Here is a 15,118-nt window from a genome sequence, read left to right as displayed (position 1 = left end):
AAGGTGCCCGCGCCGTGCGCGACGAGGACGCCTTCGACGTCGCTGCAGTCGACACCTGGCTACGCGCCGCCGCGGCCTCGCCATCGCTCCGCTCGGCCTCGGCCGGGGAGGTGGGCGAGGCGCACGCCGCCACCCCCGGCTCGTCATCGCTTCGCTCGACCTCGGATGAAGGGCCAGGCGGTACGCCAGCCGACGCCCGCCCTGGCTCGTCTTCGCTTCGCTCGACATCGGAGGCGAGCCCGCTGCCTGAAGGGTTGCCGGAGGTCCGGCAGTTCTCAGGCGGAGCCTCTAACCTCACCTACCTCCTGCGCTACCCGGATCGCGATCTGATCCTGCGCCGGCCGCCGGCTGGGACGAAGGCCAAGGGTGCGCATGACATGGGGCGGGAGTATCGGATTCAGGAGCAACTGGCGCCGGTGTTTCCGTATGTGCCTCGGATGGTTGCTCACTGCACCGATGATGCGGTGATCGGGTCTGAGTTCTACGTGATGGAGAGGATTGCGGGGACGATTCCGCGGCGGTCCGAGTTGGGTGTCGAGTTGACGCCGGAGCAGGCGAAGCAGCTTGGGCACAAGTTGATCGACACGCTCGTCGACCTTCACCAGGTGGATGCGGAGAAGGCCGGGCTCGGGGACCTCGGGAAGGGCGAGGGGTTTGTCGAGCGGCAGGTCGGCGGGTGGAGTGGGCGGTACCGGAAGGTCAAGACCTGGAACGTGCCGAGCTTCGAGAAGGTGATGGCGTGGCTTGAGGCCAACAAGCCGGCTGATGTCAGGATCTGCGTTATCCACAACGACTTCCGTCTCGACAATGTCGTGCTCGCGCCCGATGACCCGTTGAAGATCGTCGGGGTGCTGGACTGGGAGTTGGCGACGTTGGGGGATCCGTTGATGGATCTGGGATCAGCGCTCGCCTATTGGGTGCAAGCAGACGATGACTGGGCCTTCAGGAGGTTCCGGCTGCAGCCGTCTGATGTGCCGGGGATGATCGGGCGGGACGAGATCGTCCGGTACTACTGCGAGAAGACCGGTCTCGACGCGTCCAACTGGGCGTTCTACGAGGTGTTCGGGCTGTTCCGGCTCGCGGTGATCGCGCAGCAGATCTACTACCGGTACCACCACAAGCAGACCCGCAACCCGCGCTTCAAGAACCTCTGGCTGCCGGTCAACCTGCTCGAGCGGCGCTGTCGCAAGATCATGAGCCGCTGAATGCCGGCCGTCTACCTGATCCGGCACGCGCAGGCGTCGTTCGGGCGCAGCGACTACGACCGGCTGTCGCCGCAGGGCGAGCAGCAGTCCGCAGTACTGGGCAAGGCGCTCGCCGAACGCGGGATCAAGCCGGCTCTGGTCGTCATGGGCGCGATGCGGCGCCACGCGCAGACCGCCGAGATCGCCCTCAAGACAGCGGGCATCGAAGTACCGGTCGAGATTGACGAAGGCCTCAACGAGTTCGACCACGACCACGTGATCGTCGCGTACAAGCCCGCCTACAAGCGACGCGCAGTACTGCTGGCCGACCTCGCCCGCACCGGTCACCCGGCCAGGGCGTTCCAGGAGATGTTCACCGCAGCGACCCAGCGCTGGGCCGAAGCAGACGGCGTCGACTACCCGGAGTCCTTCCAAGCCTTCTGCCAACGATCGGAGGACGCGGTACGCCGTACTGCCACCCGACTCGGCAAAGGCGAGACCGCCGTCGTCTTCACCTCCGGCGGCCCGATCGCCGCGGTCACCAGCCGCCTCCTCAGCGGCACCGACGACCTGTGGCTCAAGCTCAACCCGGTCACCGTCAACACCGCGATCACCAAGCTCACCGTCGGCCGCAGCGGGCTCACCCTGGTCAGCTACAACGAACACGGCCATCTCGACGGCACCGAACTGCTCTCCTACAGATAGGGCGACCTGATGCGACGCAACATCCTGATCACCGGGGCGAGCTCGGGACTGGGTGAGGAGATGGCCCGGCAGTTCGCCGCCAAGGGCCACAACCTCGCGCTGACCGCCCGGCGCGAGGATCGGCTGAAGGCACTGCAGACCGAGCTGACCACGAAGCATCCTGGGCTGACGATCCTGGTCCACACCCTCGACGTGAACGACCATGACGCGGTCTTCGAGACGTTCCGCGCGATCGACGCCGAGCTGACCCTGGACCGGATCATTGTGAACGCCGGCATCGGCAAGGGCGCCCCGCTCGGCACCGGCCGGTTCGACGCCAACCTGATCACCGCGCAGACGAACTTCACCGCCGTCCTCGCCCAGGCTGAAGCTGCGATGGAGTTGTTCCGGGCAAGGAACGCCGGCCACCTGGTCTTCATCTCCTCGGTCGCCGGTGTGCGCGGCCTGCCGAAGGCTGTCACCACCTATGCGGCGACGAAGGCTGCTGTCGCGACGCTGTCCGAAGGCCTCCAGCTCGAACTGCTCGGCAAGCCGATCACGGTGAGTACGATCTCTCCTGGCTACATCAAGTCGGAGCTGAACGAGCACGTCGCCAAGACCCCGCTGATCGTCGACACGGTGCCCGGCGTGCGGGCGATGGTGGCCGCGATCGAGGCGGAGAAGGCGAAGGCGTTCGTGCCGGCCTGGCCTTGGGTGCTGCTGGCAAGGGTTCTCAAGTACGCTCCGCTGCCGCTCGTGAAGAGGATGATCTGATGCGCTGGGGTCTGACAGTTCCGCTGACCGGAGTGCCGATCCGGGATCACAAGCCGCTGATCACCGAGCTGGCAACGCTTGGGTATACCGACTTGTGGTCGGCCGAGGTGGCCGGCGCCGATGCGTTCACCCCGTTGGTACTCGCGTCGGAGTGGGAGCAGCAGCTGCGGTTGGGGACGGCCGTAGTACCGGTTCACACGCGTGGGCCGGCGGCGCTCGCGATGAGTGCGGCCGCGTTGGCCGATCTTGCGCCCGGGCGGTTCGTGCTGGGGATCGGGGCTTCGTCGGAGACCATCGTCACCGGGTGGAACGGGATCGCGTACGACCCGCCGTTAGCCCGTACGCGCGACGTCCTGCGGTTCCTGCGGCAGGCGTTCGCCGGGGAGAAGGTCGACGGCGAGTTCGACAGCTTCACGATCAAGCGGTTCCGGCTGGAGAAGGCGCCCGACGTCCCGCCCGCGATCATGCTCGCCGCACTCCGCCCGCAGATGCTGCGGCTGGCGGCCCGAGAGGCGGACGGCGCGATCACCAACTGGCTCTCGGCCGGCGACGTCCGGCAGGTCCGCGCCGAACTCGGCGACGGCAAGGAGCTCGCGGCGCGGATCTTCGTCTGCGTCACCGAGGACGCCGAGATGGCCCGCAACATCGGCCGGTTCCTGATCGCGACCTACCTGACCGTGCCCGGGTACGCCGCCTTCCACGACTGGCTCGGTCGGGGCGAGGCGATGAAACCGATGCGCGACGCCTGGGCGGCCGGCGACCGGAACGCCGCGATGGCCGCCGTACCGATCGAGGTGATCGACGATCTGGTCGTGCACGGCTCGGCCGCCGACTGCCGGGCGCAGATCAACGAGTACGTCACCAACGGCCTCGACACCCCGATCCTCGCCACCCTCCCGACCGGCGCCGACCTGCTGGAGACGGCTCGCGCGCTGGCGCCCGACGTCAGGACTGGTTGATCGCGAAGGCGCGGATGCAGGAGCCCTGGACGATCACCATGCCGCCCATCTTCTGACCGTGCGTGGTGCCCGAGATCGGGACCAGGAAGGGATTCTCCCCGATCACCGCGTCGGTGACCGTGAGCTTGGTCGGCGCCTTGATCCAGGCGGAGATCAGGGACGGGAAGATCTCCTTCGTGTCGGGGCAGGCGAGCGCCACCGCCGCGTCGGTGTTGTCCGCGTTGAGGGCAGCCGCGAACTGCCCGGCCAGCGCGAACGCGGCCTGCTTCGTAGCGGCCGCCGGCTTGCTCGTCACGGGCTTGCTCGGCACGGTCCTGGTAGGAACCGGCTTGCTGGCCACGGGCTTGCTGGGCACAGCTTGGGTCGGTGCCTTTGAGGGTGCCGTGGTCGCCTTGGTGCTCACCGGGGCCGCAGGCGCGGTACCGCCGTCGTCGCTCCCGCCGGACGTGAGCCGGTAGCTCACGAACCCGACGATGCCGATGATGGCGGCCACCAGCAGCACGATCAGGAAGATGATCAGGCCGGCCCGGTTCTTCGGCGGCGGGGTGCCGTAGGGCGGAGCCGCCCAGTTGCCGCCTTGCGGTTGGTACGTCGGCTGCTGCCAACCCGGGTTCTGACTGGGCGGATTCTGCGGCGGCGGACCCTGCGGACCGGGCGGCGGTGGGTAGCTCACAAGGCAAGTGTGGCAGCGAGAGGTCCATCCGGACCGCCAGTTGTTCGCGCGTCCCGGCAGCGCTTGCCCCTCGCCGTGCAGCAGACTGATCCGGTGACCGATCCCTCACGAATAGTCAGGGCCGTGGCGGCTGCGCTGGTGGTCGGGCTCGGGCTGGGATTCCTCACCCAGTACCTGCAGGGCGAGCTGCCCGGCAACTGGAACACCCTGGCCAATTCGGGCGTCGTCTGGGTGCTCGTCGCGTTCATGGTGACCGCCGCTTGGCGCTTGTCGACGGGCTGGTCCGCGCTGCTCGGCTTCATCACGCTGTTCGGTGCACTGACCGGGTACTACGTATCGGCACGCTTCATCGAGGGCGCCACGAGCACCGTGTCGACCATGGCCGTCTGGGTGCTCGCCGCGCTCGTGGGTGGACCCGTCTTCGGGGTCGCCGGGAGTTGGTGGAGTGAGGATGGCGCGGTGCGGAGTACCGGGTCGTGGTTGAGTACGGATGGCGAGTCGGACCGGGCCGAGGCGCGGTTGTGGCACTTCAGCCGGTCGGTCGTCGCGGTGGCGTTGGTGAGTGCCGTACTCCTTGCTGAGGGCATCCATTTCCTCTGGCAAGTGGAGAACAAGCACGCGTCCGGCTGGCTGGAGCTGATCGCCGCGATCCTGGCGCCGCTCTCGCTCGCGCACAGCAGCCGCGACCGGGTGACCGGATTCCTGCTGCTGATCCCGCTCGGCCTGCTCGGGGTCGCCGCCTACGGCCTGCTCGACATGCTGCTGGCCGGCTGAGTCACTTCAGCTCGTAGATCCGCACGCACAGCGGCTGACCGGAGATGTCCTGGATCCGCACGAAACCGCTCTCCGGCCCGAAGCGGGTCTTGCCGGCGATCGGGACCAGCACGATCCGCATCGGGTAGGCGGTCGTGCCGGGTTCCTGGACGATCGCCTTGCCGCTGACCTTGAGCTTGGTCTGCTCGTCCACGATCAGCATGAGCGCGCCGGGCAGCAGCTGCTTCGAGTCCTCGCAGCCGAGTGCCGCGGCCTCCTTCTGCTTGTTCGTGCTCATGAACGCCACGAATCGCGTGGCCAACGCCGTCGCCGCGGTCACCCGAGGCGCATCCGCCGCAGGCGTGCTGGGCGGCGTACTGGGCCTCGGCTCGGTGGGTTGTGGCGGGCTCGGTGTCTCCTGACCGAGCCCCTGGCTCGGCTGGGTCTGCGGCCCCGTCGAGCCCTCGCCGTCGCCCTGCATGACCAGGAACAAGCCGCCGATCGCCATCAGCAGCACGACGGCACCGATCACGATCCCGATGATCAGCCCGAGGTTGCTCCGCTTCGGCGGCGGCGGTCCGTACCCGGGCGGCGGCCCGTAGCCAGGTTGCGTCCCATAGCCGTAGCCCTGCGGCGGCGGACCGTACCCCTGTGGCGGCGGTCCGTACCCCTGAGGTCCGTACTGACCAGGAGGAGGTGTCGGTGAGCTCACCCTTCGTAGTCTTGCAGCAAAGGGGTCTATGCCAGTCGATGCTCTTCGAGCCAGGTCGTGGCGCGGCGCTTCGAGGCGCGGGAGAGCCACGCGTCCTGGACCACCTCGGTCAGCTCCTGCACGGAGAGCTCACCCAACCGGCTGCCCCGGACGAGTACGGACAGATGCCCGTCGAAGTGCGGCGTGGTGAAGAACGGGTTGCTCTCGTCCGCCACCAGCGCGAGTTTGTCCTCCTCGGCCGGCACCCAGAACACGATCACATCGTCGTACCGCTCGCCCGTCTCCGGATCGAACGCGTCCGGCCGCCGCGTCCGGAAGAACACGAACGACTTGCCGCCGACCTGGTAGACCGGGTTCTCGCCACCACCCTGTACCACCGTCACGTGCGGCATCCCCGCCGCGACCGCGTGCACGTCCGCCACCCGAGCCTTCCGACTCCTCGCCATCCCCGCAGTCTAGTTAGCGGGCCGGCAGGTGTATGGTGAAAGTCGAGCCCTGGCCCAGCCGACTGGCCGCCGCGATCGTGCCTCGATGCGCCTCGACCAGATGCTTGGTGATGGCCAGCCCGAGTCCGCTGCCGCCCGTGGCCCGGCTGCGGGAGTGCTCGGCTCGGTAGAAGCGGTCGAAGAGGTACGGCAGATGCTCCGCCGAGATGCCCGTCCCGTTGTCGGTGACCGTGAGGTTGTAGCCGTTGCCGACCCGGCGGACGCCGACCATCACCTTGCCGTCCGCGGGAGTGAAGCGGATCGCGTTCGAGACCAGGTTGCCGAGAGCTTGCCGGATTCGGGCGTTATCCACCACCGCTGGTGCGGGGCCGCTAACGGAAGCGGTCAGGGTGACTCCCGCACCTTCTGCCGCCGGGCGGTGCGCCGACACGACCTGCTGCGCCAGCTCGGACAGGTCCTTGAGCTCAGGATGGATGCGAAGTTTGCCCGCATCGGCCAGCGCCAGATCCTGCAGATCCGCGACCAGCCGCTCGAGCAGCCCGGCCTCCTCCAGCAGTGAGGTCACCAGCTCCCGATCGAGCGGAACCACTCCGTCCTCGGAGGCGACGAGATAGCCCTTGATGTTGGCCAGTGGCGTCCGCAGTTCGTGGGCGACGTCGCTGACCATCGCCTTGCGCTGGTGGTCGTGATGCTGGATCGATTCGGCCATTGCGTTGAACGCATGCCCGAGCCGGGCCACCTCGTCGCGACCGGTCACCGGGACCCGGGCGGCATGGTCGCCGTTCGTCATCCGCTGGGCCGCGCCGGTGAGCGCCAGGATCGGCCGGACCAGCCGGCGACCGGTGAACACCATCACCAGGGCCGCGATCAGGAGTACGCCGAGCGCGGTCGCCGCAGTACGGGCGAGGCCTTCGCCGGAGAAGACGTTGAAGGTGCTCTTGGCCCCGAGGTAGAGCTTGGCCTCCGGCGCGACGTACGGTGCGAGCGCCTCGGTCCGGGCCGTGTCGACGCAGGACGCGAAGCTGTCCGACATCGGCGACTCGCTGTCGATCGGCACCGCGGCGTACAGACCGTCCGGCGCGGTGGCGGTCAGCTGGTACGTCTCGCCGGCCGCGTCGAGACAGCTGGTCGCCCGGCGTACCTCGTCCTCGTTGACCTTCTTGGCCTTCGCACTGGGGGCGTTCAGCTCGTCGGGGATGCACGGATCTTTGACCGGCGCGATGGCCGGCTGGAACTGCATCACCGCCGTGCCATTCGCCGTCTTGCCCGACTCGTAGGTCAACTGGGAGCCTCCACCGGCGGTTTTGACCGCCTCTGCGTTCCGGCCGGTGGCCTGGAGGCAGGCGACCGCCTGGTTCGCGAGCTCTTCGCGCTGGCGGCTCTCGTCTGGCGTGAGGCCCCAGTCCGGCGCACCTGGGTACTGGCCGTTGATCGAGACGCCCGCGGTCGCTGCCTTGGTCAGAGTCATCGAGCGCGGCACGGCGGCGGAGACGGCAGCCATCGGTAGTGCGCCGCCCTGGGCGCTCACATCGATTGTTGCCGCGGGCACCGAGGGGAGATCCGGGCCGGCGCCGAGCATCCGGGCCGAATCGGCGAGCACCGTGCCGTCGGGCTGGGTCAGCGCGATCCGCCGGCCGGTCTTGTCGGAGAGCGAGGAGACCAGTTTGTCGACGCCCGACCAGCTCGCGTTGTCGGCGGCGTACGTGCTGAGCTGGCTGTAGATGTCGCCGTCGACCTGGAGCTGCGACGTGTTCTGGTCGAGCTCGCCCTGGAGTTTCTCCGTGGTGCTGTAGGTGGCGATCACGGCGGTCGCGATGACGGCGCCGAGCGCGACGGCGAGCGAGAGGCCGAGGAATCGGAGCAGGATGCTACGGCGCATCGGTCGCCACCACCTTGTCCGCGAGCTTGTAGCCCACGCCGTACACGGTCTTCAGGTACGCCGGGCTGGCCGGTGCTCGCTCGATCTTCTTGCGCAGGTTCATCACGTGGACGTCGATCGTCCGGTCGAACACGTAGTGGTCGAAGCCGAACGCGTGCTCCAGCAGTTGCTGCCGGGAGAACGCCCGGCCGGGGGAGGCTGCCAGGCAGGCGAGGATCTTGAACTCGGCCGGGGTGACCTCGACCAGCTCGTCGTCCAGCCGTACCTCGTGGCGTACCGGGTCGATCTCCAGCGCGCCGACCCGATAGACCTCACCCTCGGAGCGGATCCGCGTACGCCGTAGTACGGTCCGGACCCGGGCTACCAGCTCGCGTGGGTTGTACGGCTTGGTCAGGTAGTCGTCGGCGCCCAGATCGAGGCCGAGCAGCAGGTCGTCCTCGGTGGACCGGGCGGTCAGCATGATGATCGGCACGTCCCCGTTGCCCGCGGCATCGGCCCGCAGCACCCGGCAAACGTCGAGCCCGTCGACCTTGGGCATCATCACGTCGAGGACGAGCAGGTCGGGGCTGCGCCGGCGGGCCTCGTCGATCGCCGCCCGCCCGTCGTGCACGACCACGGTCAGGTGGCCCTCACGCTCGAGATAGCGCCGGATCAGCTCCGCCTGCTTGAGATCGTCTTCGGCGACAAGGATCCGGGCTGGCATGCCTTGACGATGACTGATCTTCATGAGATTTCGATGAAGATCGGCTGAGAGCATCAGGTGCTGATCGGTCCTTCACAGGTTCTTCACAGCGTTCCGGCCAGGCTCCGTGCCATGAAGAACTCACGTATAGCGCTCTCCCTGGTTGCCGTCCTGGCACTCGCCGGCTGCGGAGCGAGCAGCTCGGCAGCTGACAAGGAACCGGTGAAGAACGGCGAGGACAAGAGCCCGCTCGCGGAGTACATGGGCGATGGGTTCATCAGCTCCGGCGGCGGGATGATGATGGCCACCCGGTCCATCGGCGGACCGCAGGAGTCCTCCGAGGAACAGCTGGCCAAGCAGCGCAAGATCGAGGAGTCCACCGCCGCCTGTATGAAGGCCGCCGGGTTCGACTACACGGTGGTGCCGCCGGAGCAGCAGGGCAAGGGCAAGTTCGACGAGGCGTTCAAGCTGCCGCCGGACAAGTTCGCCGAGCAGTACGGCTACGGGATCAGCACGATCGACTGGGGCAAGCCGGACGACGCGGAGAAGAACGACCCGAACGCGAAGATCCGCAAGGCGTTGTCACCGTCCGCGCAGAAGGCCTACGACAAGGCGCTCAACGGTCAGCTCACGACCGTTCAAGGTGGCGGGGTGATCGCGGTGGCGCCGTCCGGTGGCGGCAAGGGCAAGCCACAGGACACCGGGTGCCGGGGCAAGGCGGTCGAGGAGGTCTACGGCAAGCCTGATGACAAGGCGGCCGACTTCAGCAAGTTCGACTCGCTTTTCAAGGACATCGAGGCGCTGCGCAAGCGGATCGAGGCCGACCAGCGGGTGGTCGACGCGACCGCTGCCTGGTCGGACTGTCTCGCCGACGCCGGGCACAGCGGCTTCAAGAAGGTCGACGAGCCGCGCGAATCGATCAGCAAGAAGCTCGACGCGCTGACCGGTGCCAACAAGAACAGCGGCTCGGGCAAGTCCGACGGACCGAGCGCGGTGATCGGCGCGCCGTCGCTGGACAAGGTCGACGCGGCCAAGCTGGCCGACCTCCGCAAGGACGAGATCGAGCTGGCCAAGGCTGACCAGGGCTGCAAGAAGAAGGTCTACGAGGAGCCGTTCAAGAAGGCGCAGTACGAGCTGGAGAAGGAGTTCGTCGACGCGAACAAGACCCAGCTCGAGCAGTACCGCGACTCGGTGTCGGAGCGGTGACCGCCTCACCCAAATCGCGCCGCCGGGTCCTGGTCGGAGTCTCCGGGGTGGCGATCCTCTCGCTCGGAGTGGGCGTCGCCGCCGGCAGCCGGTTGATGTCGCCGGAGGACGCGGCGGCCAAGACGGCGCCACCGAAGGCTTCCCAGATCACCGTGCCGGTGGAGATGAAGGCGTTGTCCAGCAAGGTCGTCGGACGGGGGGACACCTCGTTCGACGGAGCGGTGAACATCCGGGTCGAGACGAGCGGACTCCAGACGCCGGCCGTGGTGACCGGCAAGGTTCCGAAGGTCGGTTCCACTCTCCAGGCGGGCAAGGCGCTTTTGGAGATCGCGGGTCGGCCAGTGATCGGGCTTCCCGGCGTACTGCCGATGTACCGGGCACTGGCACCGGGGTCGAAGGGGCCGGACGTGTTGCAGCTCGAGCAGACGCTGGAGAAGCTGGGCTTCGACCCGGGCAAGGTCGATACGAAGTACACGACCGATACCTCGCACGCGGTGGAGAAGCTCTACGAGGCCGCCGGGTACGACGCACCGGAGCCCGATGAGCAGCTCAAGCAGGCCGTGGACGCCGCCGACAAGAACGTCGACGCGATGAAGAACGCGCTCCGGCAGGCCAAGCTCGCGCTCAAGCAGGCCAAGGCCGGCCCGGGCAAGGCGGACACCACGGTGCAGCAGGGCGCGGTCGACGACGCGGAGGAGAACCTGGCCGACGCGGTCGAGGCGAAGAACGAGGCCGAGTTCAAGGCCGGTACGCCGGTGCCGGTCTCGGAGATCGTCTATGTGAAGTCCCTGCCGCGCCGGGTCGACGAGGTGAAGGTCGAGCGCGGCGGAACGGTCAGCGGCGTGGTGATGTCGGCCAGCGGCGCCTCCCTGGTGGTCAGTGTGAAGGTGGACGCGGCGACCAAGGACCGGCTCAAGGCCGTGATGCCGGCCACCTTCGACATCGGCGACGGCACGATCATCAAGGCGACCATCGTCCGGATCACCGGCAGCGGGGACGAGTACAGCGTGGTGATCTCGCCGAAGTCGCTGACCGCGGCCCAGCTCAACCGGCTGCGGGACGCGAACGTGAAGGTGACCATCCCGCTCAAGAGCACCAACGGCAAGGTGCTGACCGTCCCGCTGGCCGCGCTGTCAGCAGGCTCGGACGGCAGCTCGCGGGTCGAGGTACTCCGTGACGGCAAGGTCGAGCTGATCCCGGTCAAGGTCGGGTTGTCGGCCGACGGCTTCGCCCAGGTGACCGCGACCGGAGACGCCAAGCTGTCCGAGGGCGACCAAGTGGTGGTCGGCAAATGACCGCGACAGCCGTGGCCCTGCCGGCACCCGTCGTCGAGATGATCGGCGTCCGGCGGTTCTTCCCAGGACCGCCTGAGGTGCAGGCCATCCGGGAGATCGACCTGACGATCCGCGAGGGCGAGTACCTCTCGATCGTCGGGCCCTCTGGTTCCGGCAAGTCGACGCTGCTGCACCTGCTCGGGCTGCTCGACAACCCGACCGGCGGCGTCTACCGGCTCGACGGCGTCGACACGATGAGCCTGCGCGAGCGGCGTCGCGCCGTACTGCGGGGTGAGCGGATCGGGTTCGTGTTCCAGTCGTTCCATCTGCTCGACCACCGGACCGTGCTGGAGAACGTCGCACTCTCGATGGTCTACGTCGGAGTGCCCCGGAAGGAGCGGATGGCGCGTGCACGACTCGCCCTGGAACGGGTCGGGCTGGCACACCGGATGGAGTTCGGGCCCACGACACTGTCGGGCGGCGAGCGGCAGCGGGTCGCGATTGCCCGGGCGCTGGTGGCCGAGCCGAGTCTGCTGCTCGCCGACGAACCGACCGGCAACCTGGACAGTGCCAACGCGGAGGCGATCCTCGAGGTGTTCGACGAACTCCATCACGAGGGCATGACGCTCGCGGTCATCACCCACGACAACCATGTCAGCGAGCGCGCCCAGCGCCGGGTCCGGATCGTCGACGGGACGCTGCAATGGTGAGCTGGCGTCGCACGCGGAGGTCCCCTCAAGCAGGCCCCCCGGATCCCGCCGGCGGGCCGTCCACCTCGCATCGCCAGCGCAAGTCGGGGCGGCTTGCGCTGGCGGGCGTGGTACGGCGAGTCGCCGGGGCGCGACGAGATGACCAGCGGCCGACGCGTCCCGGGAGCCCTCGACGCAAGAGCGGCCCAGCGCTGCGCGACCTGCTCGACGAGGCGCTCGCGGGCGTCGCAGCCCGACCGACGCGGCTGGTACTGACCACGCTCGGTACGGTCCTGGGCATCGCCGCATTGGTGGGCACTGTCGGGCTCGGGCAAACTGCTGCCGGCCAGATCACCCAGCTGTTCGACCTGGCGGCCGCGACTCGCGTGGTGGTCAGTCCGGACAGCAACGGCCAGTCGGACGAATCGGCGACCCAGTTGCCGTGGGATGCACCGCAGCGGCTCGTCCGGCTGAACGGCGTGGACGCGGCCGGCACGGTCAGCAACGTCGACGTCGGGGATGACACGGTCCACAGTGTCGCCGGGCTGGACGGGCAGAAGGACGGATTGAACCTGCAGGTGATGGCCGCATCGGGTGGGCTGTTCGATGCGGTTCGGTCGGTACTGAAGACCGGGCGGTTCTTCGATGCTGGTCATGACGCTCGCGGCGACAAGGTCGTCGTACTGGGCAAGAACGCGGCCAAGCGGCTCGGCATCAACCGGGTCGACTCGCAGCCGGCCGTCTTCATCGGCGATCAGGCGTACACGGTGATCGGCATCCTCGACTCGGTCAGCGGCAAGGCCGAGCTGCTCGATTCGGTGATCATGCCCAACGGGACGGCCAAGACGGCGTACAACCTGAAGGCGCCGGAGTCGGTCGAGGTCCGTACGTCGGTGGGAGCGGCGCAGTTGATCGCCAAGCAGGCACCGGTCGCGATCGACCCGAACAACCCGAGCTCGCTCAAGGTCGACGCGCCGCCGAAGCAGGGCGGCGTCCGCAAGGGCGTGGAGTCGAACCTGAACGCGCTGTTCCTGTTGCTGGGTGCGGTGGCCCTGCTGGTCGGCGGCCTCGGCATCGCGAACGTGACTCTGTTGTCAGTGCTCGAACGCGTGAGTGAGATAGGCCTGCGCCGAGCCCTGGGCGCCGCGCGACGACACGTTGCCGGTCAGTTCCTGGTGGAGAGCGTGATCGTCGGCTTCCTCGGTGGTCTGCTGGGAACAGCCGTCGGAGTACTGCTCACCGTCGGCGTCTCCTGGGCGCGGGACTGGACCCCGATCCTGGACAACAAGCTGACCTTCGGCGCGCCCTTCCTCGGCGCGGTGATCGGCCTGATCGCCGGCACCTACCCGGCCTGGAAGGCGTCCGCGATCCAGCCGATCACTGCATTGCGGGGGAGTGCCTGATCGTCGAGGAGGACCGTGAGTACAGCAAGGCGGTCAGCAGGAAGCCGAGGACCACGAAGGTGAGAACCGGGTAGGACTTCCCGTCGTCGGGCAGGATGACCGCGCCGAGTGCGGCCGCGGACACCTGCCCGACGTTGAAGATCATGTCGTAGAGCGAGAAGACACGGCCGCGGTAGATGTCGTCGACGCCGGTCTGGATGAGGGTGTCGACGCTGATCTTCACGCCTTGCGCGCAGAAGCCGGTGAGGAATCCGGAGACGAGGATGGCGGGCTGCGTGTAGAGGCCGCCGGGTACGGCCGTCACCACGGCGGCCGCGACGAACAGTACGGTGATCCACTTGCGCAGCGTCAGCACCCGGGTCGCCCACGGCGTCACCAGCGCGGCGATGAACAGGCCGGCGCCGACCGCTCCGGTCGCCAGGGCGAGCGCGCCGAATGCCTGGTCCAGTTGGTCGGGACCGTAGAACTTGTTGCGGTACAGCAGGATCATCGCGACCGTGACGAGTCCGAAGAAGAACCGCAGCGACCCGATCGCCGCGAGTCCGAGGGCAGCCTGGCGCCGTTCCTTGAGGTGCCGTCCGCCGTCGATCAGCCCGGCAAAGATGCCGCGGATCGCCTCGAGCACACCCGGCTCGTCACCGGTCAGGTCCGGGCCGAGCTGCTTGCGCCCGAGCCGCAACGCGAGGAGGGCGGCGGTGAGGTAGACGGCGGCCGTAGTACCGAGCACTGCCAGGTCCGAGTCGGTGATGAGCTTGACCCCGGCCCCGACACCACCGCCGATCAGGAACAACGCAGTACCGGATGTAGGTGTGACCGCGTTCGCCATCACCAGCTCGTCGCGCTCCACCACGTGCGGCAACCCCGCGGACAACCCTGACAACAGAAACCGATTGAGCCCCAGTGTCAGCAGCACCGCCAGATAGAACGGCACCCCAGCGTTGCCCACAGCAACAATCGCGCCGACCACGAGCACCAGCACCGCCCGGGTCAGATTCGCCCCGAACAGAATCTGCCGCCGAGACCACCGATCAAGCAGTACGCCGGTGAACGGCCCCAGCACCGAGAACGGCAGCAACGCCACCGCGAACAACCCCGCGATCGCCGCCGCATCCGGCGCCCGCTCCGGCGAGAACAACACATACGCCGCCAACGCGACCTGAAAAACCCCGTCCCCGAACTGCGACGTCAACCGAACAGCAAACAGCCGGCGGAAATCCCCCCGCCGCAACAACCGCCCCAAGTCCCGCATGAACTGCACGCCTGCACTGTAACCACACTTACTTGACGTCCAGCCGATCGGCCGCGGTCTGACCCCGCTTGTTCACCGGTACGACGCCTGCGACTGTGCCGAGGCCGGTGATGGGCATGTTGCCGTAGATGGTTTCGGTGTGGCCGGCTGGGACGACGTAGGTCTCGTGGTAGATGCCGACGTTGTTGCCCTGGTAGGCGTACTTGAAGAAGTTGGTCCAGGCCGGGCGGTGGGTGCGGCCGGGGTCGTTGGCGAACGCCTGCAGCTTCTCGGCCGACTCCCAGTACTGGATCATCGTCGTGGTCCGCAGGCCGGGGAAGGTGCGGAAGCCGAGCAGGCCGCTGTCCTTACCGGCGGTCAGTTCGCGCAGCATCGGGACCATCGCCCGCGCCACCGGCAGCCACTGCCGGAACGCGCGCAGCTTGTTCACCCGGAAGCCGATCACGAACACGACGATCTCTCCGTCGTACGCCGCCGTCTGCCGTCCCTCGACAATGCCCATGACAACCCCTCATTGGATAGTTCTACTACCCAATATTGGAAAGTGATAC

The 15,118-nt window shown here is 67.9% G+C and carries 16 protein-coding genes; 9 read left to right on the top strand and 7 right to left on the bottom strand.

Annotated elements, in window-relative coordinates; genetic code table 11:
- Window positions 1–14 precede the first annotated feature (14 nt).
- From OHA70_RS11335 to OHA70_RS11320, 4 genes are read left to right on the top strand one after another with little or no spacing between them, the layout of a single operon-like run.
- On the top strand, window positions 15–1,205 hold the full coding sequence (locus OHA70_RS11335) for a phosphotransferase family protein (protein WP_328331416.1): 1,191 nt from the start codon (window positions 15–17) through the stop codon (window positions 1,203–1,205).
- Complete coding sequence (locus OHA70_RS11330; RefSeq protein WP_328331414.1) at window positions 1,206–1,889, top strand: histidine phosphatase family protein; 684 nt, start codon at window positions 1,206–1,208, stop codon at window positions 1,887–1,889.
- A 9-nt stretch (window positions 1,890–1,898) separates the two neighbouring features.
- Window positions 1,899–2,642, top strand: coding sequence for an SDR family oxidoreductase (locus OHA70_RS11325; RefSeq protein WP_328331412.1), 744 nt, complete (start codon window positions 1,899–1,901; stop codon window positions 2,640–2,642).
- Window positions 2,642–3,601 carry an LLM class F420-dependent oxidoreductase gene (locus tag OHA70_RS11320; protein ID WP_328331410.1) on the top strand — a complete coding sequence of 320 codons (960 nt, stop codon included), beginning with the start codon at window positions 2,642–2,644 and terminating at the stop codon, window positions 3,599–3,601. The genes OHA70_RS11325 and OHA70_RS11320 overlap by 1 nt, the downstream gene beginning before the upstream one ends.
- On the opposite strand, the gene OHA70_RS11315 is transcribed toward OHA70_RS11320, so the two are convergent.
- Window positions 3,588–4,274, bottom strand: coding sequence for a hypothetical protein (locus OHA70_RS11315; protein WP_328331408.1), 687 nt, complete (start codon window positions 4,272–4,274; stop codon window positions 3,588–3,590). The two genes, OHA70_RS11320 and OHA70_RS11315, sit on opposite strands and share 14 nt — an antisense overlap.
- A 9-nt stretch (window positions 4,275–4,283) precedes the next feature.
- On the opposite strand from OHA70_RS11315, the gene OHA70_RS11310 reads away from it, so the two are divergent.
- On the top strand, window positions 4,284–5,048 hold the full coding sequence (locus OHA70_RS11310; protein WP_328331406.1) for a DUF6518 family protein: 765 nt from the start codon (window positions 4,284–4,286) through the stop codon (window positions 5,046–5,048).
- 1 nt (window position 5,049) lies between these two features.
- Here OHA70_RS11310 and OHA70_RS11305 read toward each other — a convergent pair whose 3' ends face one another.
- The 4 genes from OHA70_RS11305 to OHA70_RS11290 are packed head-to-tail and all read right to left on the bottom strand — an operon-like array spanning window position 5,050 to window position 8,767.
- Complete coding sequence (locus tag OHA70_RS11305) at window positions 5,050–5,739, bottom strand: hypothetical protein (RefSeq protein WP_328331404.1); 690 nt, start codon at window positions 5,737–5,739, stop codon at window positions 5,050–5,052.
- A gap of 26 nt (window positions 5,740–5,765) precedes the next feature.
- Entirely contained in the window at window positions 5,766–6,185 is a 420-nt protein-coding gene (locus OHA70_RS11300; protein ID WP_328331402.1) for an MmcQ/YjbR family DNA-binding protein, read from the bottom strand.
- Window positions 6,186–6,198: 13 nt separating this feature from the next.
- On the bottom strand, window positions 6,199–8,064 hold the full coding sequence (locus OHA70_RS11295) for a sensor histidine kinase (protein ID WP_328331400.1): 1,866 nt from the start codon (window positions 8,062–8,064) through the stop codon (window positions 6,199–6,201).
- A complete protein-coding gene (locus tag OHA70_RS11290) occupies window positions 8,054–8,767 on the bottom strand; it encodes a response regulator transcription factor (RefSeq protein WP_328331398.1) in 714 nt (237 codons plus the stop codon). The genes OHA70_RS11295 and OHA70_RS11290 overlap by 11 nt, the downstream gene beginning before the upstream one ends.
- 111 nt (window positions 8,768–8,878) lie before the next feature.
- Between OHA70_RS11290 and OHA70_RS11285 the strand changes: the two genes are divergently transcribed.
- The 4 genes from OHA70_RS11285 to OHA70_RS11270 are packed head-to-tail and all read left to right on the top strand — an operon-like array spanning window position 8,879 to window position 13,318.
- Window positions 8,879–9,952, top strand: a complete 1,074-nt coding sequence (locus tag OHA70_RS11285; protein ID WP_328331396.1) for a hypothetical protein — start codon at window positions 8,879–8,881, stop codon at window positions 9,950–9,952.
- The gene (locus OHA70_RS11280) at window positions 9,949–11,247 is read left to right on the top strand and encodes a peptidoglycan-binding protein (RefSeq protein WP_328331394.1); all 1,299 of its coding nucleotides are present in this window, start codon (window positions 9,949–9,951) and stop codon (window positions 11,245–11,247) included. Before OHA70_RS11285 ends, OHA70_RS11280 begins: the two co-directional genes overlap by 4 nt.
- Window positions 11,244–11,936 (top strand): ABC transporter ATP-binding protein, encoded by a 693-nt coding sequence (locus OHA70_RS11275; protein WP_328331392.1) that lies wholly within the window; start codon window positions 11,244–11,246, stop codon window positions 11,934–11,936. The genes OHA70_RS11280 and OHA70_RS11275 overlap by 4 nt, the downstream gene beginning before the upstream one ends.
- Entirely contained in the window at window positions 11,933–13,318 is a 1,386-nt protein-coding gene (locus tag OHA70_RS11270) for an ABC transporter permease (RefSeq protein ID WP_328331389.1), read from the top strand. The genes OHA70_RS11275 and OHA70_RS11270 overlap by 4 nt, the downstream gene beginning before the upstream one ends.
- Here the strand turns inward: OHA70_RS11270 and OHA70_RS11265 are convergent.
- Together OHA70_RS11265 and OHA70_RS11260 are read right to left on the bottom strand one after the other, a co-directional pair.
- Window positions 13,293–14,567, bottom strand: coding sequence for an MFS transporter (locus OHA70_RS11265; RefSeq protein WP_328335097.1), 1,275 nt, complete (start codon window positions 14,565–14,567; stop codon window positions 13,293–13,295). The genes OHA70_RS11270 and OHA70_RS11265 overlap by 26 nt on opposite strands.
- 28 nt (window positions 14,568–14,595) lie before the next feature.
- Entirely contained in the window at window positions 14,596–15,069 is a 474-nt protein-coding gene (locus OHA70_RS11260) for a DUF4188 domain-containing protein (RefSeq protein ID WP_328331387.1), read from the bottom strand.
- Between the last annotated feature and the right edge of the window lie 49 nt (window positions 15,070–15,118).

It is taken from the genome of Kribbella sp. NBC_00382 (assembly GCF_036067295.1).
In the GTDB taxonomy this organism is placed as follows: domain Bacteria; phylum Actinomycetota; class Actinomycetes; order Propionibacteriales; family Kribbellaceae; genus Kribbella.
Note: the sequence above shows the minus strand (reverse complement) of the source record. Positions and strands in the feature narration are given on the sequence as shown.